This window comes from Mycolicibacterium arseniciresistens (assembly GCF_030519285.1).
Lineage (GTDB): Bacteria > Actinomycetota > Actinomycetes > Mycobacteriales > Mycobacteriaceae > Mycobacterium > Mycobacterium arseniciresistens.
On the sequence record NZ_JAUMSQ010000125.1, the window covers coordinates 1 to 23,914 of the forward strand.

General features: G+C 69.2%; 25 protein-coding genes and 1 tRNA gene. 9 read left to right on the forward strand and 17 right to left on the reverse strand.

Annotated features, from left to right (window positions below; all coding sequences use genetic code 11):
• On the reverse strand, window positions 1-163 hold a 163-nt coding region (locus tag Q2100_RS16635; protein ID WP_302914992.1), incomplete at its 3' end, for a LysR family transcriptional regulator.
• Window positions 164-233: 70 nt separating this feature from the next.
• Here Q2100_RS16635 and Q2100_RS16640 point away from each other — a divergent pair.
• On the forward strand, window positions 234-908 hold the full coding sequence (locus Q2100_RS16640) for an alpha/beta fold hydrolase (protein ID WP_302914978.1): 675 nt from the start codon (window positions 234-236) through the stop codon (window positions 906-908).
• Here Q2100_RS16640 and Q2100_RS16645 read toward each other — a convergent pair.
• A complete protein-coding gene (locus Q2100_RS16645; protein WP_269894402.1) occupies window positions 902-1,249 on the reverse strand; it encodes a hypothetical protein in 348 nt (115 codons plus the stop codon). The genes Q2100_RS16640 and Q2100_RS16645 overlap by 7 nt on opposite strands.
• Before the next feature lie 163 nt (window positions 1,250-1,412).
• Between Q2100_RS16645 and Q2100_RS16650 the strand changes: the two genes are divergently transcribed.
• Both Q2100_RS16650 and Q2100_RS16655 read left to right on the forward strand, forming a co-directional pair.
• Window positions 1,413-1,850, forward strand: a complete 438-nt coding sequence (locus tag Q2100_RS16650) for a Zn-ribbon domain-containing OB-fold protein (RefSeq protein WP_264015242.1) — start codon at window positions 1,413-1,415, stop codon at window positions 1,848-1,850.
• The gene (locus tag Q2100_RS16655; protein WP_302914979.1) at window positions 1,850-3,061 is read left to right on the forward strand and encodes a lipid-transfer protein; all 1,212 of its coding nucleotides are present in this window, start codon (window positions 1,850-1,852) and stop codon (window positions 3,059-3,061) included. The genes Q2100_RS16650 and Q2100_RS16655 overlap by 1 nt, the downstream gene beginning before the upstream one ends.
• Before the next feature lie 12 nt (window positions 3,062-3,073).
• Here the strand turns inward: Q2100_RS16655 and Q2100_RS16660 are convergent, their stop codons facing one another.
• The 7 genes from Q2100_RS16660 to Q2100_RS16690 form a co-directional block, all read right to left on the reverse strand.
• Window positions 3,074-4,294, reverse strand: a complete 1,221-nt coding sequence (locus Q2100_RS16660; RefSeq protein ID WP_302914980.1) for a branched-chain amino acid ABC transporter substrate-binding protein — start codon at window positions 4,292-4,294, stop codon at window positions 3,074-3,076.
• Window positions 4,295-4,378: 84 nt separating this feature from the next.
• A complete protein-coding gene (locus Q2100_RS16665; RefSeq protein WP_264015239.1) occupies window positions 4,379-5,119 on the reverse strand; it encodes an ABC transporter ATP-binding protein in 741 nt (246 codons plus the stop codon).
• Window positions 5,103-5,960, reverse strand: a complete 858-nt coding sequence (locus Q2100_RS16670) for an ABC transporter ATP-binding protein (protein WP_372503800.1) — start codon at window positions 5,958-5,960, stop codon at window positions 5,103-5,105. The genes Q2100_RS16665 and Q2100_RS16670 overlap by 17 nt, the downstream gene beginning before the upstream one ends.
• On the reverse strand, window positions 5,957-7,141 hold the full coding sequence (locus Q2100_RS16675) for a branched-chain amino acid ABC transporter permease (protein ID WP_302914981.1): 1,185 nt from the start codon (window positions 7,139-7,141) through the stop codon (window positions 5,957-5,959). The genes Q2100_RS16670 and Q2100_RS16675 overlap by 4 nt, the downstream gene beginning before the upstream one ends.
• Complete coding sequence (locus Q2100_RS16680; RefSeq protein ID WP_302914982.1) at window positions 7,138-8,175, reverse strand: branched-chain amino acid ABC transporter permease; 1,038 nt, start codon at window positions 8,173-8,175, stop codon at window positions 7,138-7,140. The genes Q2100_RS16675 and Q2100_RS16680 overlap by 4 nt, the downstream gene beginning before the upstream one ends.
• Before the next feature lie 99 nt (window positions 8,176-8,274).
• The gene (locus Q2100_RS16685) at window positions 8,275-9,495 is read right to left on the reverse strand and encodes a branched-chain amino acid ABC transporter substrate-binding protein (protein WP_264015236.1); all 1,221 of its coding nucleotides are present in this window, start codon (window positions 9,493-9,495) and stop codon (window positions 8,275-8,277) included.
• 187 nt (window positions 9,496-9,682) lie between these two features.
• Window positions 9,683-10,336 carry a two-component system response regulator PdtaR gene (locus Q2100_RS16690; protein ID WP_302914983.1) on the reverse strand — a complete coding sequence of 218 codons (654 nt, stop codon included), beginning with the start codon at window positions 10,334-10,336 and terminating at the stop codon, window positions 9,683-9,685.
• Between the two features lie 71 nt (window positions 10,337-10,407).
• On the opposite strand from Q2100_RS16690, the gene Q2100_RS16695 reads away from it, so the two are divergent.
• Both Q2100_RS16695 and Q2100_RS16700 read left to right on the forward strand, forming a co-directional pair.
• Window positions 10,408-10,484, forward strand: a tRNA-Leu gene (locus tag Q2100_RS16695).
• 32 nt (window positions 10,485-10,516) lie between these two features.
• Window positions 10,517-11,830: an adenylate/guanylate cyclase domain-containing protein gene (locus Q2100_RS16700; RefSeq protein WP_407667639.1), complete on the forward strand. Its 1,314-nt coding sequence runs from the start codon at window positions 10,517-10,519 to the stop codon at window positions 11,828-11,830.
• Here the strand turns inward: Q2100_RS16700 and Q2100_RS16705 are convergent.
• From Q2100_RS16705 to Q2100_RS16740, 8 genes are read right to left on the reverse strand one after another with little or no spacing between them, the layout of a single operon-like run.
• Window positions 11,816-12,259 (reverse strand): SRPBCC family protein, encoded by a 444-nt coding sequence (locus Q2100_RS16705; protein WP_302914984.1) that lies wholly within the window; start codon window positions 12,257-12,259, stop codon window positions 11,816-11,818. The two genes, Q2100_RS16700 and Q2100_RS16705, sit on opposite strands and share 15 nt — an antisense overlap.
• Before the next feature lie 29 nt (window positions 12,260-12,288).
• A complete protein-coding gene (locus Q2100_RS16710; protein ID WP_302914985.1) occupies window positions 12,289-12,795 on the reverse strand; it encodes a Dps family protein in 507 nt (168 codons plus the stop codon).
• Window positions 12,796-12,845: 50 nt separating this feature from the next.
• Entirely contained in the window at window positions 12,846-14,696 is a 1,851-nt protein-coding gene (locus tag Q2100_RS16715; protein ID WP_302914986.1) for a DUF2339 domain-containing protein, read from the reverse strand.
• A 57-nt stretch (window positions 14,697-14,753) separates the two neighbouring features.
• Entirely contained in the window at window positions 14,754-15,413 is a 660-nt protein-coding gene (locus Q2100_RS16720; protein WP_302914987.1) for a LuxR C-terminal-related transcriptional regulator, read from the reverse strand.
• The gene (gene macS / locus Q2100_RS16725) at window positions 15,406-16,575 is read right to left on the reverse strand and encodes a MacS family sensor histidine kinase (protein WP_302914988.1); all 1,170 of its coding nucleotides are present in this window, start codon (window positions 16,573-16,575) and stop codon (window positions 15,406-15,408) included. The genes Q2100_RS16720 and macS overlap by 8 nt, the downstream gene beginning before the upstream one ends.
• Window positions 16,576-17,328 carry an amino acid ABC transporter ATP-binding protein gene (locus Q2100_RS16730; RefSeq protein WP_264015252.1) on the reverse strand — a complete coding sequence of 251 codons (753 nt, stop codon included), beginning with the start codon at window positions 17,326-17,328 and terminating at the stop codon, window positions 16,576-16,578.
• A 5-nt stretch (window positions 17,329-17,333) separates the two neighbouring features.
• On the reverse strand, window positions 17,334-18,242 hold the full coding sequence (locus Q2100_RS16735; RefSeq protein WP_264015223.1) for an amino acid ABC transporter permease: 909 nt from the start codon (window positions 18,240-18,242) through the stop codon (window positions 17,334-17,336).
• Window positions 18,243-18,249: 7 nt separating this feature from the next.
• Window positions 18,250-19,167 carry an ABC transporter substrate-binding protein gene (locus Q2100_RS16740; protein WP_264015222.1) on the reverse strand — a complete coding sequence of 306 codons (918 nt, stop codon included), beginning with the start codon at window positions 19,165-19,167 and terminating at the stop codon, window positions 18,250-18,252.
• Window positions 19,168-19,338: 171 nt separating this feature from the next.
• On the opposite strand from Q2100_RS16740, the gene Q2100_RS16745 reads away from it, so the two are divergent.
• The 4 genes from Q2100_RS16745 to Q2100_RS16760 all read left to right on the forward strand — a co-directional run.
• Complete coding sequence (locus Q2100_RS16745) at window positions 19,339-19,938, forward strand: HdeD family acid-resistance protein (RefSeq protein WP_302914989.1); 600 nt, start codon at window positions 19,339-19,341, stop codon at window positions 19,936-19,938.
• A gap of 73 nt (window positions 19,939-20,011) precedes the next feature.
• Entirely contained in the window at window positions 20,012-21,472 is a 1,461-nt protein-coding gene (locus Q2100_RS16750) for a cytochrome ubiquinol oxidase subunit I (protein ID WP_302914990.1), read from the forward strand.
• A 12-nt stretch (window positions 21,473-21,484) separates the two neighbouring features.
• Window positions 21,485-22,528 carry a cytochrome d ubiquinol oxidase subunit II gene (cydB, locus tag Q2100_RS16755; protein WP_302914991.1) on the forward strand — a complete coding sequence of 348 codons (1,044 nt, stop codon included), beginning with the start codon at window positions 21,485-21,487 and terminating at the stop codon, window positions 22,526-22,528.
• A gap of 32 nt (window positions 22,529-22,560) precedes the next feature.
• Window positions 22,561-23,914, forward strand: a 1,354-nt coding sequence (locus tag Q2100_RS16760) for an ABC transporter ATP-binding protein/permease (protein WP_302914994.1), incomplete at its 3' end; no start/stop codon positions are given.

Here is a 23,914-nt window from a genome sequence, read left to right on the forward strand (position 1 = left end):
CCGCCCGGCGGGTGCGGTCGAACAGCGGCTGACCCAGTTCGCGCTCGAGGCGGGCGATCTGGGCGCTCACCGCGGGCTGGGCGACGTGCACCCGTGCGGCCGCCCGGGTGAAGTTGGCCTCCTCGGCCACCGCGACGAAGTATTCGAGCTGACGGAGCTCCATAAGCGTTGATTATAGTTTGATGCACACATTGGTATTGGACTTATAGCAGCTCCTCACGCACCGTTGAAGTATGACCACCTACGTGCTGATCCCTGGCGCCTGCCACGGCGCCTGGTGCTTCGACGACCTGACCGATGCCCTGCGCGGACGCGGCCACCGGGTGCTGGGCTACACCCTCACCGGTGTCGCCGAACGCGCCCACCTGGCTCACGCCGGAGTCAACCTCGACACCCACGTGACCGACGTCGTCACGGCGCTGGGCGCCGACACCGACGCCGACGACCTCGTGCTCGTCGGCCACAGCTACGGCGGCATGGTGATCACCGGTGTCGCCGACCGCATCCCGGACCGGGTCGACGCGCTGGTGTACCTCGACGCGCTGGTGCCCCGCGACGGCGAATCCTGTTGGCACCTGGTCAACGACGAAGAACGCGAGTGGTACCTCGACGTCGACGACACGGGCTACGGGGTGCCGCCGATGCCGTTCTTCGACCCGCGCGCCACCGCACACCCGCTGGCGTCCTTCCTGCAGCGGATCCGGCTCACCGGCGACCTCGGCCGGTTCCGTCGTCGCGACTTCGTCTACGCCCTCGACTGGCCCGGCGACTCGCCGCTGCGGTCGTCCTACGAACGGGTCCGCGACGACGACTCCTGGAACGTCCACGAGCTCGACGGCAAGCACAACCTGATGCGGGACAAGCCGGACGACGTACTGCGCATCCTGCTCGACGCCGGAAGTCAGTAACCGAGCAGCGTGCGGAACCGCTGCCCCACCGCCATCGACTCGCCCATCCGCCGCACCCAGCCGTCGAGTGCCGCCTTCGTGTCGGCCGGCTCGAAGCCGTTCTCCTGGGCGATGGCGATCATGCCGGCCTCGTCGGTGACGCCGCGGGCCTGCGCCTGGCGGGCGAGGTCCGCATAGTCCTGCAGAGAGAAGCCGTTGATCGGCTGCCAGATCGCGTCGTCCACGGCGACCGGGCGGGTCGACGGCCCACCGAACAGGGCCGGGTCGACCGGTCCTGCGCCGCGCACGTACACGGTGCCCGCCTGCTGTGCCGCTTGCTTGGCCTTCGTGAACAGTCCCATGATGTCTCCGCATCTCTCCCGGGTCTCCGACGCTGCTGTCCGAGACGAATGTCCGGTGCGGTACGAGTCCACAGCGGAGCCGCCGCTACCGATCCCGACTTCGCAGCGATGATCAAACTGGAACACGTTTCAGTTCTGCCCGGTCGGTCGGTACGCTGACCGCGTGTCAGAAGCAGCAACGCAACCGGCCGTCGACGGCTGGTTCGCCACCGACGGGTCCGGAACTCCCTATCTGCTCGGCGGCAAGTGCCACCAGTGCGGCACCTATGTGTTCCCGCCCCGTTCCGGTAACTGCCCCAACCCCGGCTGCGACGGCGACGACCTGGCCCAGGTGCCGCTGTCGCGGCGCGGCACGCTGTGGAGCTACACCGAGAACCGGTACGCCCCACCGCCGCCGTATCCGTCGCCGGATCCATTCGAGCCGTTCGCCGTGGCCGCGGTCGAACTGGCCGACGAAGGCCTGATCGTGCTCGGCAAGGTGGTCGACGGCACGCTCGCCGCCGATCTGCGGGTGGGCATGCAGATGGAACTGACGACCATGCCGCTCTACACCGACGACGACGGCGTCGAACGCATCGTCCACGCCTGGAGGATCGCCTGATGAGCCCAGCAACAGCACCCGAGCCGCTCTACATCCTCGGCGCCGGCATGCACCCCTGGGGCAAATGGGGCCGCGACTTCACCGAGTACGGCGTGGTCGCCGCCCGTGCCGCGCTCGCCGAGTCGGGACTGGACTGGACGCAGATCCAGCTGGTCGCCGGCGCCGACACGATCCGTAACGGCTATCCCGGCTTCGTGTCGGGTGCGACCTTCGCCCAGAAGCTCGGCTGGAACGGCGTGCCGGTGTCGTCGAGCTACGCGGCCTGCGCCAGCGGATCTCAGGCCCTGCAGAGCGCGCGCGCCCAGATCCTGGCGGGGTTCTGCGACGTCGCCCTGGTGATCGGTGCGGACACCACCCCCAAGGGCTTCTTCGCGCCGGTGGGCGGCGAACGCCGCAACGACCCCGACTGGCAGCGCTTCCACCTGATCGGCGCCACCAACCCCGTGTACTTCGCGATGCTGGCGCGCCGGCGAATGGACCTCTACGGCGCCACGCTCGAGGATTTCGCGTCGGTGAAGGTGAAGAACGCCAGGCACGGGCTGGAGAACCCGAATGCCCGTTTCCGCAAGGAGAACTCGATCGAAGACGTGTTGGCCAGCCCGGTGGTCTCCGATCCGTTGCGGCTGCTCGACATCTGCGCCACCTCTGACGGCGCGGCGGCCCTGATCGTGGCGAGCAAGGCGTTCACCGAGAAGCACCTCGGTTCCACCGAGGGAGTGCCCTCGGTGCGGGCGGTGTCCACGGTGACCCCGCGCTACCCGCAGCACCTGCCGGAACTCCCCGACATCGCCACCGACTCCACCGCGGTGGTGCCCGCGCCCGACCGCGTGTTCAAGGACCAGATCCTCGACGCGGCCTACGCCGAGGCCGGCATCGGGCCGGAGGACCTCAGCGTCGCCGAGGTGTACGACCTGTCCACCGCACTGGAACTGGACTGGTACGAACACCTGGGCCTGTGCCCGAAGGGTGAGGCCGAGCAGCTGTTGCGCAGCGGCGCGACGGCGATCGGCGGACGGATCCCGGTCAATCCGTCGGGCGGACTGGCCTGCTTCGGCGAAGCCATTCCCGCCCAGGCGATCGCGCAGGTCTGCGAACTCACCTGGCAGCTCAAGGGCCAGGCCACCGGACGGCAGGTCGAGGGTGCGACGGTCGGCGTGACGGCGAATCAGGGTCTGTTCGGCCACGGCTCGTCGGTGATCGTGGCCCGCTGACGGCCCTGCGGCTCAGCGCTTCTCGACGTCGTAGAGCCAGACCGTCGGCTCGGTCAGTTCGCCGTCGGCCGCCCAGCGGTAGCGGTGCGCCACGCCCTGGCCGTCGTAGCCGCGGATCCATTCGGCCATCTGCGGGCGGGTCAGCATGCCGGCGTCGATGCCGCGCAGCATGATGGTCGCCAGGTCGTATCCGACGGCGGTGAGATCGCCTGGCGCACTGTCGAACTTGGCCGCGAAGTCGTCGGAGAACCAGCCCGGGTCGGGGCCGTAGGGCAGCGCGACCGACACTCCGTCGGGGTCTTCGCCGACATAGCCGAACAACGCCTCACCGTCGGCCTCAGCGGCCGAGAGCAGCGCCGCGCCGACGCCGCGCTCGCGGAGCCGTTGCAACAATTCGCCCGCCTGCGCCGCAGAACCACCGAAGTACACGGCGTCCGGCGCGGCCGTGCCGATCGATTCGGCGATGGCGTCGATGTCGTTGTCTCGCAACGTCTGTGGTCCGTCGCAGCTGACGAGTGACGGGTTCAGCGCGGTGGTCACCGCCTGCGCGAGACCCGAACCGTGCGGCGTCCCGTCGTCCGCGACGCAGACCCTGCGGTAGTTCGCAGGACCCGTCAGGTAGCGCGCCACGGCGCTGCCCTGCGCGGTCAGCCCGGCGATCCCCCGGAAGAAGGCGGCGCGGCCACCCGCCGGGGCGGTGTGGGTGCCTGCCGACGCGGCGACGGTGACCAGGCCGCTGCGGGCCAGGGCGTCTCGCAACTCGTCGCTGATCTCGGACGACGCGGGGCCGATCATCCCGATCGTGTAGACGTCGTCGACGATCTGCAACCCCGCGCCCGGCGGCATCGGGTCGGCGCCGTCGGTGTCGAGTTCCTTGAGCTGCACCTGGCAGCCGGGGTTGGCGTCGTTGTGGTCGTCGACGGCCAACCGCACCCCGTCGCGGACGCCCGTCCCCGTCGGCGCGCGAGCGGTGGTCAGCGGCCCCGCGACGGCGATGGACACCAGCGCGCACACGGCCTTGCCGTCACCGGCCGGGTCCACCGCATCCGGCGCCGGATCCGGCCTCTCGAGAACGGCGCCGTCCATGCCGATCTCGGCCCTGGGGACCAACGCGAAACGGGTCGGTTGCAGCCGCACCGCAGCCACCACGCCTGCGACCAGCAGCCCCGCCAAGGCGACCGCGGCCAGCACGGTCACCCGGCGACGCGACCGCCGCACCCCCGGCTCAGTCACGCCGCACTCACTTCCCCCCGCTCACCACCGACGAGCCCCTACGCTTACCACACCTTAGGGTGTGCGGGCGTGGCTCCGCCGGTTTCAGGCGACGCCGAGGTAGGCGGCCCGCACCGCGTCGTCGTGGAGCAGATCGCGCGCCTTGCCCTCCCGGGTGATCTCCCCGGTCTCCAGGATGTAGGCCCGGTTCGAGCGGCTCAGCGCCTGCTGGGCGTTCTGCTCGACGAGCAGCACGGTGGTGCCCTCGGAGTTGATCTGGGCGATGATGCCGAAGATCTGCGAGATCACCATCGGCGCCAGACCCATCGACGGCTCGTCGAGCAGCAGCACCCGCGGTCGCGCCATCAGGGCCCGGCCGATCGCGAGCATCTGCTGCTCACCTCCGGAGAGCGTGCCGCCCACCTGGTCGCGCCGCTCCCCCAGCCGGGGAAAGGTTTCGAACACCCAGTCCAGCCGTTCGCGATGGGCCGCCCGGTTGGGGAATTTGCGTCCGTAGCAACCCATCTCGAGGTTCTCGGTGACCGTCATTCCGGGGAACACGCCGCGGCCCTCCGGCGCCTGGATGAGTCCGTGGCCGACCCGCTTGTGCGCCTTGACCCGCGAGATGTCGCGGCCCTCGAACCACACCGAGCCGGAGCTGAGCGGGCGCAGGCCCGAGATGGCCCGCATCGTGGTGGTCTTGCCCGCTCCGTTGCTGCCGAGCAGTGTGACCAGTTCACCCTCCCGCACGGTCAGCGAGATGCCGTGCAGCGCCTGGATCCTGCCGTAGTGGACGGCGACGTCGCGCAGCTCGAGGATCGGGTCGCCGCTATTCGAGCTCGTCATCGGGCACCCCCAGGTAGGCGGCGATCACCGCAGGGTTCTCACGGATCTCGGCCGGTAGGCCGTCGGCGATCTTGCGGCCGAACTCGAGCACCACGATGCGGTCGGTGACACCCATGACCAGCCGCATGTCGTGTTCGATCAGCAGCACGGTGTAGCCGTCGTCCCTGATCTTCTGGATCAGCTCGATCAGCGCCGACTTCTCGCCCGGGTTGAACCCGGCGGCGGGTTCGTCGAGGCACAGCAACTTCGGCTCGGTGGCCAGTGCGCGGGCGATCTCCAGCCGGCGCTGATCACCGTAGGGCAGGTTCTTCGCCTTCTCCTCACCGCGCGCGGCGATGCCGACGAACTGCAGCAGTGCGGCCGCGCGTTCCACGGCGTCGCGCTCCTCCCTGCGGTGCCGCGGTGACCGGATCAACGCCCCGGGCACCGACGTCTTGTGCCGGGCGTCGGTGCCGACGACGACGTTCTCCAGCGCGGTCATCTCACCGAAGAGCCGGATGTTCTGGAAGGTGCGGGCGATGCCGCGGCGGGTGATCTGGTGCCGCTTGATCCGGCCCAGCGGTGCGCCGTCGAACGTCACCGTTCCCGCACTGGGGCGGTACACGCCGGTGATGGCGTTGAAGCAGGTGGTCTTACCCGCGCCGTTGGGCCCGATGAGGCCGAGGATCTCGCCGCGCCGGATGTCGAAGTTCACCGCGTCGAGCGCGACCAGCCCGCCGAACCGGACCGTGAGGTCCTGCACCTTCAGCAGCGCCTCGCCCTCGTCGACGCTGATCTCGCGGTGCAGTGCAGCGAGATCCTCGTCGATCAGCGTGCCGTCGCCGGCGGCGGGTTCGGTCACGGCGTCGCCTCCGTCTTGTCGGTGGACCGCAACAGCCGTTTGGCCGCCCTGCTGTAGGCCAGCAACTGCTGGCGCACCGGGAACAGCCCCTCGGGGCGGAAGATCATCAGCACCACCAGCGCGAGTCCGAAGAACAGGAACTTCAGCTGGTCCATGTTGACGCCCAGGAACTCCACGCCCATCAGCCGGTTCGGCAGGTACACGATGACGAACGCGCCGAACACGACCCCGAGCTTGTTGCCGGACCCGCCGAGCACCACCGCGCACAGGAAGAGCATCGAGTTGATGATGTTGAAGCTCATCGGCGAGACGAACTGGACCTGGCCGGCATAGAGCGCCCCGGACAGGCCGCCGATGCCTGCGCCGATGACGAAGGCCCACAGTTTGAACTTGAAGGCGTTGACGCCCATCACCTCTGCGGCGTCCTCGTCCTCGCGGATCGCCACCCACGCCCGGCCCACCCGGCTTCGTTCCAGGTTCCCCACCAGCAGCAGCACCGCCGCGAGCAGGATCAGGCCCAGCCAGAACCACCAGGTGCCGGAGTTGGTGTTGGCGGCGGTGTTCCCGCTGGAGAAGTACCCGGGGAACCCGGGGTGCTCACCGACGTGGGGGTATGCCAGGCCGCCGAGCCCGCGTGGGCCGTTGGTCACGCTCTGCAGGTTGTCGGCGACCAGGCGGATGATCTCGCCGAAGCCCAGTGTCACGATCGCGAGGTAGTCGCCACGCAGCCGCAGGGTCGGCGTGCCCAGGATCAGGCCCGACAGCGCGGTGAACGCCATCGCCAGCGGCACGCACGACAACCACGCCCAGTCGGAGTTGAAGAAGGCGTTCCAGCCCATCAGGTTCCACGGGCTCGACGGGCTGGTCAGCAGGGCGACGGTGTAGGCGCCGACGGCGTAGAAGCCGACGTAGCCGAGGTCGAGCAACCCAGCCTGGCCGACGACCACGTTGAGGCCGACGGCGATCAGCGCGATCATCACGAACTGCGCCATCGTCACCCCCAGGCTGGTGCCGGGCGTGTCGAGGAACGGCGGCGGGAACAGCGGCAGCAGCGCCAGGAACCCGAAGAGGAAGACGCCTGCCACCCACTTCGCGGGCCGCGGCAGATCGTCCCACCTTCGGCGCAGCGCGTCGCCGGGGGCGAGCAACGTGCTCGACTTCTCGGTCGTCGGGGCGGTCATGCGCGTGCCTTCCCCAGGCTCTCACCGAGTATGCCCGTCGGCCGGATCAGCAGCACGAGCACCAGCAGACCGAACGCGATGACGTCGCGCCACTGCGTGCCGAACAGCGCCTGGCCGTAGTTCTCGATCACGCCGAGCAGCAGCCCGCCGAGCAGCGCACCGCGCAGATTGCCGATCCCGCCGAGCACCGCCGCCGCGAATGCCTTGATGCCGAGCACGAATCCCCCGTAGAACACGATCGCCTGCGGCACCTTGAGCGTGTACAGCAGCGCGGCCACGCCGGCCAGCAGGCCGCCGATCAGGAAGGTCAGCATGATCACCCGCTCGCGCGACACCCCCATCAGCGTCGCGGTGGTGGGATCCTGTGCGACGGCGCGGATCCCGCGGCCGAACTTGGTGCGGTTGATGGCGGTGTCGGCCAGCAGCGCGAACGCCATGGCGGCGATCACGATGATGAGCGTGATGTTGGTGACGGGCGCGCCGAAGATCCTGAACTGGATCTCGGGTTCCACCAGGCGGATCGGCTGCTGTGCGTTCGGGCCGCCGTAGCCCGGGATGATCCGCGGCAGGATGAACAGCACGAACTGCTGGAGGATGAACGACATCCCGATCGCGGTGATGAGGAACGTCAACGGCCGCGCATTGCGTTTTCGCAGCGGCCGGTACGCGACCGCTTCCAGGCCGACCGCGGCGCCGCCGGACACCAGCATCGCGAACACCGCGGCGACGATGAGATAGAAGATGGTGCTGACGAACCCGACCGCGTAGGCGTTGCCGCTCGGGCGGAAGCCGAGGACCATGTCGAGTGCGAAGTAGGCGCCGAACATGCCGAGCATGAAGATCTCGGAGTGGGCGAAGTTGATCAGCCTCAGCACGCCGAACACCAGCGTGTAGCCCACCGCGACGAGCGCGTAGATCGCCCCCCAGGACAACCCGTCGATGGTGAGGCCGAGGAAGCCACTCCGGAGCGCGTCGACATCGAAGTTGATGTCGGCCGCGGTCATCACGCACTGGGCCAGGCAGTCGTGAATCATCCTGCGCGGGAGCTCCTTTTCAGGTCTGTTCGACGGGTTCGCAAAACGGGAACGCGCCCGAGCCTTTCGGTCCGGGCGCGTCCCGTCGTCACCGTGCGACTACGACTGGACCTTGTAGATCCAGATCAGGTTCGTGGTGAGCTCACCGTTGGGCGTCCACTGGTAGTTGCGCGCCACGCCGGGGGCGTTGTACGTGCGGACGTGCTCCAGCAGATCCGGGCGGGCGACCTTGCCTGCGTCGATGCCCTTGAGCAGGATCGTCGCCAGGTCGTAGCCCTCGGTGCTGTACGTGCCTGGCTCGGCGTCGAACTTCTCGGTGTACTCCTTGGCGAACTCAGCCGGGGCGGGTCCGCACGGGCAGGACAGCAGCGCATCCTTGGAGGAATCGCCCGCCTGGTCGACGAACTGCTGGTCCTTGGTGCCGTCGGCCGAGACGAACGTCGCGGTCACGCCGCCGTCGCGCAGCTGCTGCACCAACGGTGCGGCCTCGGAGTAGTAGCCGCTGAAGAAGATCGCATCGGGCGAGGCGCCGCTGACCTTGTTCACCGTGGCCGAGAAGTCTTTCTCGCCCTTCTTGATCTGGCCGCTGCAGCCGGCGTCGGCGGCGGGCCCGAGGGTGGTGCGCAACGTCTCCGCCAGGCCCGTGCCGTAGGCCGTGCTGTCGTCGATGACGCAGACCTTCGAGTACTTCAGGTTGTTCTTCAGGTAGTTCGCGACCGCCGGCCCCTGCACTCCGTCGTTGGCGAGGCCGCGGAAGAAGGTGCGCCAGCCGTTCTCGGAGAGCGACACGCGGGTCGCCGAGGCCGTGGTGGCGACCAGCCCGGCATCGCTGAACTGCTTGCCGGTGGCCTCGGTCTCGCCGGAGAACGCAGGCCCGATGAGAGCCCGGATCGACGCGTCGTTGATGATGCGCGGCGCGATGCCGCTGGCGGTCTGCTCGTTGCCCTGGGTGTCGAAGGTCTGCAGGTTCACCTGGCAGTTGGGGTTGGCGGCGTTGTGCTTGTCGATGGCCAGCCGCGCTCCGCGCTCGATGTTGATGCCGAGCGCCGCGTCGGGACCGGTGAGCGCACCGGCCATGGCGATCGACACCGGCTCGCAGCGGGCCTGGCCGTCACCGGCCGGATCGGCCGGCGTGCCCGTGTTGCCCGCAGGCACCTCGGCGCCGGCCTGGTCGATCTGCACCTGTTCGACGATCTTCAGGTTCGATTGGCCGCCGCCCTCCTGTTCGGGCGCGGACTGCTCGGAGCAGCCGGCGATGCCGAGGACGAGCAGGCCTGCAGTGGTCAGAGCGAAAGCACTCCGTGTCGCGCTACGGCGCACGTGTCACCTCCCGGTAGAAGGGCAATTCGGGGCAGAGCATGGAACGGGCATACGTCGGATCGGAAAAAGTACGTCGTTTCGGGAAAGAACATAGCCGCCACATGGCCGTGGTGCGTCGTGTTGGGAAATGCGTGCCGCGATCGACGCCTGGTGACCGCGCCGAACGACGGATACGGAAACGCAGTGTTTACGTGTGCCGCGGCGGCTGGCCTGCCGCGGGCCCGCCGTCGGGCTCGTCGAGCGTCTCCAGAACCACCTCGGCGACGCGTTTCATGGTGGTCCGGCGGTCCATGGCCGCACGCTGGATCCACTTGAACGCCTCGGGTTCGGTCATCCCCTGCTTGGACTGCAGCAGGCCCTTCGCCCGCTCGACGAGCTTCCGGGTCTCCAGCCGCTCCGACAGCGACGCGACCTCGGATTCCAGCGCGCTGATCTCACTGAACCGGCTGACCGCCACCTCGATCGCCGGGATCAGATCGGAGGCGTTGAAGGGTTTCACCAGATAGGCCATCGCACCGGCGTCGCGGGCCCGCTCGACCAGGTCGCGCTGGCTGAATGCGGTGAGGATGACGATCGGGGCGATCCGCTTGCCCGCGATCTCCGACGCCGCGTCGATGCCGTCCCGGCGCGGCATCTTGACGTCCATGATCACCAGGTCGGGGTTGAGGCGCTCGGCAAGCTCGACGGCTTCCTGCCCGTCACCGGCCTCGCCGACGATCTCGTAGCCCTCCTCGCGCAGCATCTCCGCCAGGTCCATTCGGATGAGCGCCTCGTCCTCGGCGATGAGAACCCGGCGTGCTGGCGCTGCGCCCGATGGGGGCCCGGTGTGGGATGCCGTCATGGCTCACATTGTGGCGGTTACCCACGCGATCAGCGACCTCGGGGCCATCCTCTATCGTGGTAGGCCGCCAGGCCCTCGTATCCCAACTGGCAGAGGAAACGGATTCAAAACCCGTCCAGTGTGAGTTCGAATCTCACCGAGGGCACCAACCCGCGTCTCCTGCGGCGATACGCTTCGACCGTGGCGATCAGCGAGTTCCGGCGGGCGATCTGCATGCCCGACGTGGCCCGCGACCACCGCATGCCCGCCCGCACCCAGCACTACGCGCAGAGTGTGCTCAGCCGGTTGCGGGTGCTCACCATCGCGACGTACATCGCCGCCGCGGTGTCGGGCCTGTTCGGGCTGTTCCAGCTCACGTTCGCGGGCAAGTTCGAGGCGCTCGGCTGGCTGAATCTGGCGTCCGCGGGGGTCTTCCTGCTGATCCCGGTGCTGTACCGGTTCGGCGCGCTGATCGCACCGCTGACGTTTTTCGTCTTCTCGTACCTGTCGATCGGATTCATCTGCTTCTCCATCGGCACCGACTCCGGCCTGCAGTTCTACTTCCTGGTGTCGGCCTCGCTGGTGGTGCTGGTGCTCGGAACCGAGCGGCTGGTGCTGTCGGCGATCCTGGTCACGTTGGGCGTGGCGGGCACCATCACGCTCGAGCTGACCGTGCCCGACGACCGTGGGATCGCACCCGCGTGGACCTTGACCGTCGGCTTCATCTCCTCCGCCGTCTTCTCGACGGTGATGGTGTTCGCGACGGTGTGGTTCGCGCTGCGCGAGATCGACCGGGCCGAGGCCGCCATGGAGTCGGAGTACCAGAGGTCGGAGAAGCTGCTCGCCAACATCCTGCCCGCGAGCATCGCGGCGCGGCTCAAGGATCCGACGCACACGATCATCGCCGACAAGTACGACGACGCATCGATCCTGTTCGCCGATATCGCCGGCTACACCAAGCGGGCCAGTGACACCTCGCCGACCGATCTGGTGCGATTCCTCGACCGGCTCTACACCGACCTCGACGCACTCGTCGACCGGCACGGCCTGGAGAAGGTCAAGACCAGCGGCGACTCGTACATGGTGGTCAGCGGGGTGCCACGGGAGCGGCCCGACCACGTCGAGGCACTGGCCTGCCTGGCGCTCGACATGGCCGACGCGGTGGCCGACCTCACCGACCCGGGCGGGCGGGCCGTGCCACTGCGGATCGGGCTGGCGGCGGGGCCGGTGGTGGCCGGTGTGGTGGGCGCGCGGAAATTCTTCTACGACGTGTGGGGCGACGCCGTCAACATCGCGTCACGGATGGAGAGCACCGATGTCGAGGGCCGGATACAGGTGCCCCACCAGGTCTACGAACGCATCCGCCACGCGTTCGAATTCGAGGAGCGCGGCGACGTCGACGTCAAGGGCAAGGGCGTGATGCGCACCTGGTACCTGACTGGCCGACGCGACGACGAGGCCGTCCGCGGCGCGGTCGAGGTGACCGCGCCGACCATGACGTCACCCCTCGGCTGACGCCCGGCGCTCGGCAATGAAGGCCAACCGGCGCAACGATTCCCGGTTGCGCGGCCAGGCCGCCATGTCGGACAGCTTGTCGGGCATCAGCTTGCCGAGCCCGCTGATCGGATACTCCTCCATCTGCACCCTGCAGCCGTCAGGAGTGTCGGACAGCTTCAGGATCACCCGGGCGCCGCCGAAGGGCCTGCCCTTGGCATGCAGAACGAGTTCCTGGGTCGGAACGGCCTTCTCCACGACGGTCTCGTCATCGAGGACGGCCGGCCACACCCCGATGGAGTGGTGGATCCTGCTGCCGGGTCCGGGCCAATTCGGGTCGACCGCCCGCATCCGGCTGTTGCCCACCACCCACTGCGAGTAGGTCCATCCGTCGGCCAGTACGTCCCACACCTGTCGGCGTGACGCGGCGATGTCTCTTGTCACAGTCACGCCGCAGGTGTACCCGCCTGTGGTGTCGGCTAGACCTTGCGGTTCTCCGACTTGATCAGCCAGGCCAGCTTCTCGAGTCCGTCGATCAGGCCGTGCAGGATGTCGGCGGTGCTGGGATCCTCGGCGTCGACCGCGTCGTGGACGGTGCGCAGGGTGCCGACCGTGGCGTAGATCCTGGCGGTGATGAAGTCCACCACCTCGGCGGTGCTGTGCTCGTAGGCCGGGAACTCCGGCAGCGTGGTGGTCGCCGCCACGGTGTCCGACCGGCCGTCCGGCACCGCGTCGAGTGCGCGCATCCGCTCGGCGATGGTGTCGCTGCCCTCGCGCACGAAGTCGACCAGTTCGTCGAGCTGCAGGTGCAGGTCGCGGAAGTTGGTGCCCACGACGTTCCAGTGCGCCTGCTTGCCCTGCAGATGGAGTTCGACGAGGTCGACGAGGACCCGCTGCAGGTTGGCGCTCAGTTCGGTGGAGGCCACAAAGCCCTGGATTTCTGCTTCGGTGCGGCGTGCCGCCGTCTTCACTGTCGTTGTCGTCATGATCGATACAACGTTGCCTTTTCTGGAATGAATCCAGTTAAGGTGGTGAGTCACATCACACCCTGCTGATCCTGCTGTGCGAGCAGCCGCGCATATCCCGCGCCCATGCCGAGCAGCACGAGGCCGGTGACGATGAAGACCGCGACGCGGAAGATGCCGTCCAGCGTGCCGAGGTCGAACAGGAACAGTTTCGCCATGGCGGCCACCACCAGTGCCAGTCCCCCGCCGATCGGCAGTGATCGCTGCGCCTTGGGCCTGCGTGCCGCGAAGCGGAGCAACACGGCCGCGACGACGATCCAGAGGATCGTCGCGGCCATGTGTCCGGCGAAGAAGCCGCCCCCGGTGCCTCCGACCAGCACGCCTGCGGTGACCGCGAACGTCGTGACGGCATACCCGGACACCGCCGCCGCCGACAGGCAGAGCAGCCGCAGCACGTCCGCGTCGATCCCGGCGCGGCGGGCCCACGACCACCCGATCGCCGCCGCGGCACCGATCAGCAGGACGCTGGCGGCCAGGATGGACACCGCGTCCGGGGTGCTCGACTCGGTCGCGGTGACCAGCAGACTCGGCGGCGCATAGCTCAGGTAGAGCGCGGATCCGACGACAGCGAAGGCGATCGCGATCCAGCGTGCCCCGTCGGCGCCGCGGGATGCGGTGCAGGAGTGGACGGCCACCACGAGTGCCATCGCGAGCAGCAGGGGAGCCGCCACCTCACCGTCGAACGCGACGTTGACGGCGATCAGGGTGCTGACCGCCGACAGCGCCGACCAGATCCGCCGCACCACACCGGGCACGCCGGGCAGCCGGTCGCCGATCGCGACGATGGCCAGCAGGGCCGCGGCCAGCGCACCGATCATCAGCGCGGCGAGCGTCCGGTCCACCGCCAATGGCACGCAGAGCACGGGCAACACGCCCGCGCTCGCCAGCAGCGCCAGCATCCCCCGGCTGGCGGTGCCCGGCAGCACCAGCAGGGCCCCGGCGAGTGCCAGCAGTGCGGCGATGCCGCAGGCGCCTGCGAGCCAGAGATCGTGGCGGGAGCCGATTCCGGCCGCGACGAGCGCGATCAGCAGTGGCAACGTCACCGCCGCGGTGCGGGCGGCGTGCAGCCAGAGCCAGTCCCTGCCCAGCTGCACCAGCAGCGCAGCGGCCGACAGCGACAACATGAAGCCGACGAGGAGCAGCGTGATGCCGTCGGTGACCACCGGCGCCAACCCGATCAGCGGTATCAGCACCAGCACCGCGAGGTGCTCGGAATCCCACCGCCGGGCCAGGGTCAGGCCCGCGGCGCCGACGGCGGCGCCGAGCAGGAGGCCGGCGGGTGCGGGCACCCAGCCGTAGACGGTGGTGACGGCGATCAGATCGATGTACGCGGCGGCCACCCCGGTGGCGGCCAGTGCGATCGCTCCGACGCGCCCGCCGGGCCGCGACATCAGCCGCGTCGACACCGCGACCAGCACGCCCGCCAGCACCGCGCCCGCGGCCACCCGGAACTCGGGTCTCAGCACCCCGGCCTGGGCGGCCAGCACCAGCAGCAGCACCACACCGATCAACGTCACCGCGACACCGGCGACCGCGAGCACCTTGCCGATCCAGCCTTCCGACGGGGAGGTCCGCGGCGCCTTGGGCGCCGGCATCCGTACCGGCGGCGGCGGTGGCGGTGGCGGTGGCGGCGGCAGCGGTGGAGGCGGGGGTGACGCGGTCGGCGGCCCGTATTGCGGGGCGTAGAACGGCGCGTAGTACGGCGTCGGCGACGGCGCGGGCGCCTGCTGCAGAGCGGGATTCCCGGCGGCCAGCAGCCGGTCCAGCTCACCCAGTTCGCCCGACACCCGCACCAGCTGCTGGGACAACGCGGCGAACTCCGCCGACAGCCGGGCGATCACGGCGCGATGCGGTTCGGTCATGGCGCCATCGTCGCAACGCGACCACCGCCCGCGGATGAGTAGGACTACCCGATCCGGCTACTCGTCGAGGCCGTGTTCGATCGCGTAACGCGCCAGTTCGACCCGGTTGGCCACCTGGAGTTTGCGGAACGTCGCCTGCACGTGGTTCTCCACCGTGCGGTGACTCAGGGACAGCCGGCTCGCGATCTGCTTGGCGGACAACCCTTTCGCGACGTAGCGAAGCACCTCGGTCTCCCGTTCGGTCAGGCTCGGCGTCGCCGGGCCGTCCGCGGGCCGCTGGGCGATCTTGCGGTACTCCCCCAGCACCAGTCCGGCCAGGCCCGGCGTGAACACCGCCCGGCCTTCGGCGGTGGCCCGCACGGCCGCACCGAGCTCGGTCTTCGACGCGCTCTTGACCAGATATCCGGTGGCGCCGGCCTTGACCGCCTCCAGCACGTCGTCGCGCTCGTCGGAGGCCGACAACACCAGGATCCGGGAGTCGGGCGACACGGTGAGCACCTCGGCGGTGGCCTGGGCGCCGTCGCCGTCGCCGAGTCGCATGTCCATCAGCACCACCCGCGGTTGCACGACGGCGGCCCGCCGCTTGGCCGACGCCACGCCGTCGGCTGTGGCGACCACGTCGAAGCCGTCCTCGGCCAGATCGCGGGCCACCGCGTCGCGCCAGATCGGGTGATCGTCGACCACCATCACGGTCGTCGGCGGATCCTGCTCAGCCATCGTGCCCTCCCGTAGCCCCTTCCCGGCGCGGCACAGTCAATTCCCATTCCGTTCCGCCGCCGGGTTCGGTGTGCAGCACCGCGCTGCCTCCGAGCCATTCCATCCGCCCGACGATCGAGGTGGCGACCCCGAGCCGACCCTCGGCCCTGGCCTCCGCCAGCCGCCCGGTCGCGATCCCGGGTCCGTCGTCGCGCACACTCACCGTCACGGTGTCGCCCAGGTCCTCGACGAGGACGTAGGCGTGGGCGTCGGGGCCGGCATGGGCGGCGACGTTGTCGAGCGCATTGGCCACCGCCGCCGACAGTTCGGCGGCGACGGCGGCGTCGAGCAGCACGGGATCGGCGGGCAGGCTCACCGACACCCGGTCGGACGCCCTGCGGCGCAGTTCCGCGCCGACATCGGTCACCGCACCGACCTCCGGCGCCGCAGGGCCTGCACTCATCAGCCGCCGCAGCGCGCGCTCCTGCTCTCCGGCCAGTTCGGCGAGTTCCGCTGTTGCTCCGCCGATCTCGCGTCCGCGCCGGGACACCAGCGCGAGGACCTGGATCGCGCCGTCGTGCACCTGCCGCGACAGCCGTTCACGCTCCTCGAGCGCGGCGGCCAGCCGGGTCGCCCGCTGCAGTTCGGCATGCGCGCGCCGGGCCGTCTGCGCCGCCATCCCGACCGCCAGCCCGACCGCCAACTCGATGACCACCGTCGCATTGCGGCCGAGATTGATGCTGACGTAACCCTTCAGCCCGGCGTACGCGGCCATCACCAGCAGCCCCGTCGCCATCCCGGTGAGCGGGCCGCGCAGGATCGCCGCCGAGATCACCGCGTTGGTGACCCACAGTGTGGTGGGCCAGGACTGGTTGTCCTGCACCCATTGATCGGAGGCGACGAACTCCGTCGACAGCATCAGCGCGACGGCGATCACCACCTCGGCCACCACCCATGCCGCCCGGCGCCCGAAACCCGCCAGGTAGGCCACCGCGCACGCCGCGCTCCACGCGATGAGGACGCCGAACAGCACCCAGCCGGTGACCGGCCGCTGCAGGTCGTCGGTGATCGCGATGTGAAAGCCCAACGCGTACAGGCAACTCAGCAGGCGGAACACCTGCGCCGCCCGCCACAGCGGGGTGGTGGGGTCCTGTCGCGGATCTGCCGTGAGGGCCGCAGCCACCTACATCACCTTGGACAGGAACGCCTTCGTGCGGTCGTGTTGCGGGTTGCTCATCATCTCGCGGGGATCACCGCTCTCGACGATCACCCCGCCGTCCATGAACACGAGCTTGTCGGCGACCTCCCGGGCGAAGCCCATCTCGTGGGTGACGACCAGCATGGTCATCCCCTCACCGGCCAGCTTCTTCATCACCGCGAGCACCTCGCCGACGAGTTCGGGGTCGAGCGCCGACGTCGGCTCGTCGAACAGCATCAGTTTCGGATTCATCGCCAGCGCACGGGCGATCGCGACGCGCTGCTGCTGCCCGCCGGACAACTGTGCGGGGTACGCGGTCGCCTTGTCCGCCAGCCCGACCTGCTCGAGAAGGTCCCGCCCGCGGGCTACCGCTTCCTCCTTCTTCACCCCCTTGACCCGGATCGGCGCCTCGACGACGTTTCCGAGTGCCGTGCGGTGCGGGAACAGGTTGAAGTGCTGAAACACCATCCCGACGTCGCGCCGCTGCCGGGCGGCCTCCCGGGCCGGCAGCTCGTAGAGCTTGCCGCCGCGCTCGCGGTAGCCCACCAGTTCCCCGTCGACGTAGAGGCGGCCGGCGTTGACCACCTCGAGGTGATTGACGCACCTCAGGAAGGTCGACTTACCCGACCCAGACGGTCCGACGATGCACAGCACCTCGCCCTTGCCGACGTCGAGTGTGACGCCCTTGAGCACGTGCAGGGCGCCGAAGCTCTTGCAGACGTTCTCGGCCTTGACCATCGGTGTCATAGGTGCGCTTCTCCCGTCTGCGCTTTCGCCAGCACATCGAGCTGCTTGGTGGTCAGCTTCCTCGACGCGCCGCGGGCGAAGTACCGCTCGAGATAGTACTGGCCGAGCATCAGCACACTGGTGACCGCCAGGTACCACGTCGAGGCGACCAGCAGCAGCGGGATGGGCTGGAACAACTCCACCCCGATGTCCCTGGCCCGGCCGTACAGCTCGAAGCTGTACGGCACAGCAGTGACCAGCGACGCCGTCTTGAGCATGCTGATGAACTCGTTGCCGGTCGGCGGGATGATCACCCGCATCGCCTGCGGGAGCACGGTGCGCCGGACAGTCATCCCCCACGACATGCCGAGCGCTATCGAGGCTTCCGACTGCCCCTCGGGGACCGAACTGATGCCGGCCCGGATGATCTCGGCCATGTACGCGGCCTCGTTGAGCCCCAGGCCGATGACGGCCAGCATGAAGCCGACCGACAGCGCCTGCAGGTTCAGGTGGAACAGCGACGGACCGAACGGGACGCCGAACTGGATGTTGGCGTAGATCGTCGGCACCAGACCCCAGAGCACCAGCTGGACGTACACCGGTGTGCCGCGGAAGATCCACAGGTAGCCCCAGGACACCGCTTTGAGCACCGGGTTGGGTGACAGGCGCATCACTGCCAGCAGCACACCGAGGGTGAGCGCCAGCACCATCGCCAGGATGGTCAGCTGAAGCGTGTTGAAGGCCGCTTCCGAGATGCGTTGATCGAAAAGATATTTGACGTACGTGTCCCAGCCGTACGCCTCGTTGGTGGCGGCGCCGTAGATGAACAACCCCAACAGCGCGAGGATGACGACCGCCGCCACCCACCGCCACGGATGTCTCAGTGGGACAGCGTTGATGGCGGGCGGCGGCGATGCGTCGGTCATCGGCGACTCAGCTGATCGCGCCGTTGATGACCGGCTTGTCGATCATCCCCTGTTCGGCGCCCCAGTTCTTGGCGACCTGCTCGTAGGTGCCCGACTCGATGAGGTGCTCCAGCGCCTTCTTCAGCGGCTCGGCGAGCGGTGAGCCCTTCTGGACCGCCCATCCGTAGGGCGCGGAGTCGAACACCTCACCGGCGGCCTCGAGCTTGCCCTCGCTCTGCTTGATGGCGTACGCCGTGACCGGCGAGTCGGCCGACATCGCGTCGGCCTGCCCCAGCCGGACCGCGGTGGTGGCCGCCGTCTGGTCGTCGAACTTCACCACGTTGATCGCGGGCTTGCCCTCGGCGATGCACTTCTGGGTGCGCATGGGCATCTCGTCGGTGTCCTGCACAGTGGCCGTCTGCACGGCGACCCGCTTGCCGCACGCGTCCTCGGGGTTGATGCCCGCACCCGCACGCTGCGCCCACGCCGAGCCCGCCTCGAAGTAGGTGACGAAGTCGACCTGCTGCTCGCGCTCCTTAGAATCGGTGAACGACGACATGCCGACGTTGTACGTGCCGCCCTGCACGGACGGGATGATCTTGTCGAAAGCCGACTGCCGGTACTCGGCGGTGAGTCCGAGGGTGGCCGCGATCGCGTTCATCAGCTCGACGTCGAATCCGATCACCTGGCCGCTGGCGTCCTTGAACTCGTTCGGCGGGTAGGTCGGATCAGTGCCGACGACCAGCTTGCCGGTCGACTTGATGGCCTCGGGCACGGAGTTGGCGATCTCGTCGACCTTCGTGGCCGTGGCGGCGGTGGTCTCCGAACCCGACCCCGACGACTCGGAGTTGTCGACGCAGCCGGACAGGGCCAGCGCGCCGCTGGCGGCGAGCACCGTTGCGATGCGCCACAGCTTGCCTCGCCGGGTGCGACATTCAGCTAACACGATTGCCTCTTTCTCCTAGCTCGGGTCGTCTGGTCGTCCCGAACCGACGACGATAACGACCGTGGACCCGGCGCGCAGCGCCGGTAACGGAACATTAACGACCGCGAACCTCCGCCACAGCCGTACTACCAAATCCGCCCTGGCCAGGCGGCTTTGTGCCACACTTCGCGCATGGAAACCACCACTGCCCCAACCATGTTGCCGCATCTGTGGAAAGCGGCGCTGTTCACCGGCGTCGCGGCGCTGATCCTTGGCGTCCTGGTGTTCGTGCGGCCGGGTGCGGCGATCCTGGTGACCGCGATCTTCTTCGGCGCCTACTTGCTGGTGACCGGTGTGTCGCAGCTGGTTATGGCCTTCAGCGTGCGGTCGTCGCTGGGTGGGCGGGCGCTGCTGTTCATCAGTGGCGCAGCCGCACTCGTGCTTGCCGTGCTGTGCTTCATCAACCTGCAGAACTCGATCGACCTGCTGGCCATCTGGATCGGCGTCGGCTTCATCTTCCGCGGCGTGGCCACGCTGATGTCGGCGATTGCGGACAACACCCTGCCGGGCCGGGTCTGGGAGATCGTCGTCGGCGCGCTCGGGATCGTGGCGGGCATCATCATGTTCGCCGCCCCGCTCGAGGGCCTGGTGGCCGTGACCCAGGTGACCGGCATCATCCTCGTCGTACTGGGTGTCGTGGAGATCGTGACGGCACTGCGGATCCGCAAGGAGTCCCGGCTCGCCGGCCCTGCGGGCGGCCCGGCGGCGGGCGCCGGCCCCGCGGTGAGCTAACCCACAGAGGATCTACTACAACTTGTCGTAGCCCTGTCGTAGGCTGGTCTCACAGCCCACGGAAGAGGGTCGGATGGACGCGCTCGATGTGTCACGGTGGCAGTTCGGGATCACCACCGTCTACCACTTCATCTTCGTCCCGCTGACCATCGGCCTGGCCCCGCTGGTGGCGCTCATGCAGACGCTGTGGCTGGTCACCGACAACCCCGCCTGGTACCGGCTGACCCGGTTCTTCGGCAAGCTGTTCCTGATCAACTTCGCGATCGGCGTCGCCACCGGCATCGTCCAGGAGTTCCAGTTCGGGATGAACTGGAGCGAGTACTCCCGCTTCGTCGGCGACGTGTTCGGTGCGCCGCTGGCGATGGAGGGTCTTGCGGCGTTCTTCTTCGAATCGACCTTCATCGGCCTGTGGATCTTCGGCTGGACCCGGCTACCCCGCCTGGTGCACCTGGCGTGCATCTGGATCGTCGCCCTGGCGGTCAACGCGTCGGCGTTCTTCATCATCGCCGCGAACTCCTGGATGCAGCACCCCGTCGGCGCACGCTTCAACCCCGACACCGGACGCGCCGAGCTCACCAGCATCGTCGGGTTGCTCACCAACAACACCGCGGTGGCGGCGTTCTCGCACGCGGTCGCCGGGTCCTTCCTGACCGCAGGCGCCTTCGTCGCGTGCGTCTGCGCGTGGTGGATGGTGCGGGCACACCGCGCGGACAAGCCCGACACCCCGGCACCCGGCATGTTCCGTCCGGCGATGCTGCTCGGCTGCGTCGTCACGCTGGTCTCGGCGGGTGCGCTCGCATGGACCGGCGACGTCCAGGGCAAGCTGATGTTCGACCAGCAGCCGATGAAGATGGCGTCGGCGGAGTCGTTGTGCCACAGCGAGACCGACCCCGACTTCTCGGTCCTCACCGTGGGCACGCACAACAACTGCGACAGCGTGGTGCACGTCATCGAGGTGCCCTACGTGCTGCCGTTCCTGGCGGAGGGCCGGTTCGACGGCGTGCACCTCGAGGGCGTCGAGGACCTGCAGCAGCGGTACGAGGCCACCTATGGGCCCGGTGACTACCGGCCCAACCTGTTCGTCACCTACTGGTCCTTCCGGGCGATGATCGGACTGCTCGCGGTCCCCGCGCTGTTCGCCCTCGTGGCGCTGTGGCTGACCCGCGGCGGCCGCACCACCGACCGGGCCTGGTTCTCCCGCTTCGCGCTGCTGACCATCCCCACGCCGTTCCTGGCCAACAGTGCGGGCTGGGTGTTCACCGAGATGGGCAGGCAGCCGTGGGTGGTGGTGCCCAACCCCACCGGCGACCCCGCCATCCGGCTCACCGTGGCCGACGGGGTGTCCGGTCATGCCACCGGCATGGTGGTCACCTCACTGGTGACCCTGACGCTGCTCTACGGCGTGCTCGCGGTGATCTGGTTCGGGCTGCTGCGCCGTTACGTCGTAGCGGGTCCGAAGGAACACGACGCCGAACCGGCCCCGCCCACACCGCCCGGGGACGACGACGTCGCCCCGCTGTCGTTCGCGTACTGAGGAGGAGGCACCGTGGCTGACATCTGGTTCGTGCTGCTGGCCCTGCTGTTCCTCGGCTTCCTGGTGCTGGAGGGCTTCGACTTCGGCGTCGGCATGCTGATGGGGTTGATCGGCCGGATGGGCGCCGAGTCGGGTGCCGACGCGGTCGAGAAGCGCAGGCGTGCGGTGCTCAACACGATCGGACCGGTGTGGGACGGCAACGAGGTCTGGCTGATCACCGCCGCCGGTGCGATGTTCGCCGCCTTCCCCGACATGTACGCCACCATGTTCTCCGGGCTCTACCTGCCGCTGCTGCTGATCCTGTGCTCGATGATCCTTCGCGTCGTCGCGATCGAATGGCGGGGCAAGATCGACGATCCCCGCTGGCGGTCGCGCGCCGACCTCGCCATCGCCGCCGGCTCCTGGGTGCCCGCCGTGCTGTGGGGCGTCGTGTTCGCCGCGCTGGTGCGGGGCCTGCCGGTCGACGCGGACAAACAGGTCGGCCTCACCGTGGGCGACCTGCTCGGCTACCCACTTCTGGGCGGGCTGGCCACCGGTGGCCTGTTCCTGCTGCACGGCGCCGTCTTCATCACACTGAAGACCGAGGGCGCAGTGCGCAGCGATGCGCTGCGGGTGGCGACGCGGCTCTCGGTGCCGGTGACCGTGGTGGTCGCCGCTTTCGGGCTGTGGACCCAGCTGGCGTACGGGAAGACCTGGACCTGGCTGGTGCTCGCCGCGGCCGCGGTCGCGCTGCTGGCCGCGATGACCCGCATCTGGAGCGGCTCGGGTGACGGCTGGGCGTTCGTGCACACCACCACCGCGGTCGCGGCGGTCGTGGTGCTGCTGTTCGCCTCGCTGTACCCCGACCTCATCCCGTCCACGCTCGACCCGGCCTGGAGCCTGACCGTCGACAACGCGTCGTCGTCGCCGTACACGCTGAAGATCCTGACGTGGGCCGCGGTGATCCTGGCGCCACTGGTCATGGTCTACCAGGGCTGGACGTACTGGGTGTTCCGGCAACGCATCTCGGCCGAACGCATCCCCGAGCCGACAGGACTGTCATGGCGGAGCCGCTGAGCCTCCCCCGGGCCCTCACCGCCTCGCCCGCGGTGCGCCGCCACGTCCTCGCCTCGGTGGCGTGCGGTGTGGTGATCGCCGCCGCCACCATCGCGTCGGCGGTGCTGCTCGCCCACGTGGTGGCAGGCATCGTCACCGACCCCGGCTCGGGCGGCCTGGCGCGGTGGACTCCCGCGCTCCTCGTGCTGGCCCTGCTCTACGCCGTGCGCGTCGCCGCCCAGTGGGCGCAGGGCCGGTTGTCGCAGCGCGGAGCGACCGCGCTGATCGCGGACCTGTCCGGCCGGGTGCTGCGCGCGGTGACGACGGCACCGCCCCGCAGGCTCGCCGCCGACCGGGATGCCGCGGCGGTTGTGGTCAGCCGCGGACTCGACGGGCTGAGACCGTTCTTCACCGCCTACCTGCCCGCCGTGCTGCTCGCGGCGGTCCTCACCCCGGCCGCGGCGCTGGCCATCGCCGTCTACGACTGGCGCTCGGCGCTGATCGTGCTGATCGCCCTGCCGCTCATCCCGGTGTTCATGGTGCTGATCGGGCTGCTGACCCGCGACCGGTCGGCCGCCTCGCTGGCCGCGTTGACCACCCTGCAATCCCGCCTGCTCGACCTCATCGCAGGCATCCCGACGCTACGCGCGCTGGGACGGGCCGACGGCGCCGCCGGGCGCATCGCCGAACTGTCGGCCGCGCACCGCCGTTCGGCGATGGCCACGCTGCGGATCGCGTTCCTGTCCGCGCTGGTGCTGGAACTGATCGCCACCCTGGGCGTGGCCCTGGTGGCGGTGGGTGTCGGTCTGCGGCTGGTGTACGGCGAGCTGACTTTGTCCGCGGGGCTCACCGCGTTGCTGCTGGCACCGGAGGTGTTCTGGCCGCTGCGCCGCGTCGGCGTGGAGTTCCACGCCGCCCAGGACGGAAAGGCCGCCGCCGAGCGGGCTTTCGCGCTGCTCGACCAGCCCGCACCACCCAGCGGCAGCGCCCGGGTGCACGCGGCAGGCGCCACCATCACCGTCGAGGCGCTGGCGGCGGAGATCACCCCCGGTGCGGTCACCGTGCTGACCGGACCGAACGGATGCGGGAAGAGCACCACCCTGCACACCATCCTGGGGCTGGCCGCTCCGGCATCGGGGCGGGTCCGCGTCGGCGGCATCGACGTCGCCGACCTCGACCTACCCGCCTGGTGGGCGCAGGTGTCCTGGCTGGACCACCGCCCGGTGGTGGTACCCGGCACGGTGGCTGACAACCTCGAGCTGTTCGGCCCGCTGGTGAATCTCGACGAGGTGTGCCGTGCAACAGGATTCGACGCCGTGCTCGCCGACCTGCCCGCGGGGGCGCAGACCGTGGTCGGCCGCGACGGCGTCGGCCTGTCACTCGGCCAGCGCCAGCGGCTCGGGCTGG

Coding starts and splice junctions, on each gene's coding strand:
- Q2100_RS16640 (WP_302914978.1), top strand. CDS start 234: ATGACCACCTACGTGCTGATCCCTGGCGCCTGCCACGGCGCCTGGTGC.
- Q2100_RS16730 (WP_264015252.1), bottom strand. CDS start 17,328: ATGGTCAAGGCCGAGAACGTCTGCAAGAGCTTCGGCGCCCTGCACGTG.
- Q2100_RS16715 (WP_302914986.1), bottom strand. CDS start 14,696: ATGACCGAACCGCATCGCGCCGTGATCGCCCGGCTGTCGGCGGAGTTC.
- Q2100_RS16720 (WP_302914987.1), bottom strand. CDS start 15,413: ATGGCTGAGCAGGATCCGCCGACGACCGTGATGGTGGTCGACGATCAC.
- Q2100_RS16710 (WP_302914985.1), bottom strand. CDS start 12,795: ATGACGACAACGACAGTGAAGACGGCGGCACGCCGCACCGAAGCAGAA.
- Q2100_RS16645 (WP_269894402.1), bottom strand. CDS start 1,249: ATGGGACTGTTCACGAAGGCCAAGCAAGCGGCACAGCAGGCGGGCACC.
- Q2100_RS16675 (WP_302914981.1), bottom strand. CDS start 7,141: ATGACCGCCCCGACGACCGAGAAGTCGAGCACGTTGCTCGCCCCCGGC.
- Q2100_RS16690 (WP_302914983.1), bottom strand. CDS start 10,336: ATGACGGCATCCCACACCGGGCCCCCATCGGGCGCAGCGCCAGCACGC.
- Q2100_RS16750 (WP_302914990.1), top strand. CDS start 20,012: ATGGACGCGCTCGATGTGTCACGGTGGCAGTTCGGGATCACCACCGTC.
- Q2100_RS16680 (WP_302914982.1), bottom strand. CDS start 8,175: ATGATTCACGACTGCCTGGCCCAGTGCGTGATGACCGCGGCCGACATC.
- Q2100_RS16665 (WP_264015239.1), bottom strand. CDS start 5,119: ATGACGAGCTCGAATAGCGGCGACCCGATCCTCGAGCTGCGCGACGTC.
- Q2100_RS16655 (WP_302914979.1), top strand. CDS start 1,850: ATGAGCCCAGCAACAGCACCCGAGCCGCTCTACATCCTCGGCGCCGGC.
- Q2100_RS16735 (WP_264015223.1), bottom strand. CDS start 18,242: ATGACCGACGCATCGCCGCCGCCCGCCATCAACGCTGTCCCACTGAGA.
- Q2100_RS16745 (WP_302914989.1), top strand. CDS start 19,339: ATGGAAACCACCACTGCCCCAACCATGTTGCCGCATCTGTGGAAAGCG.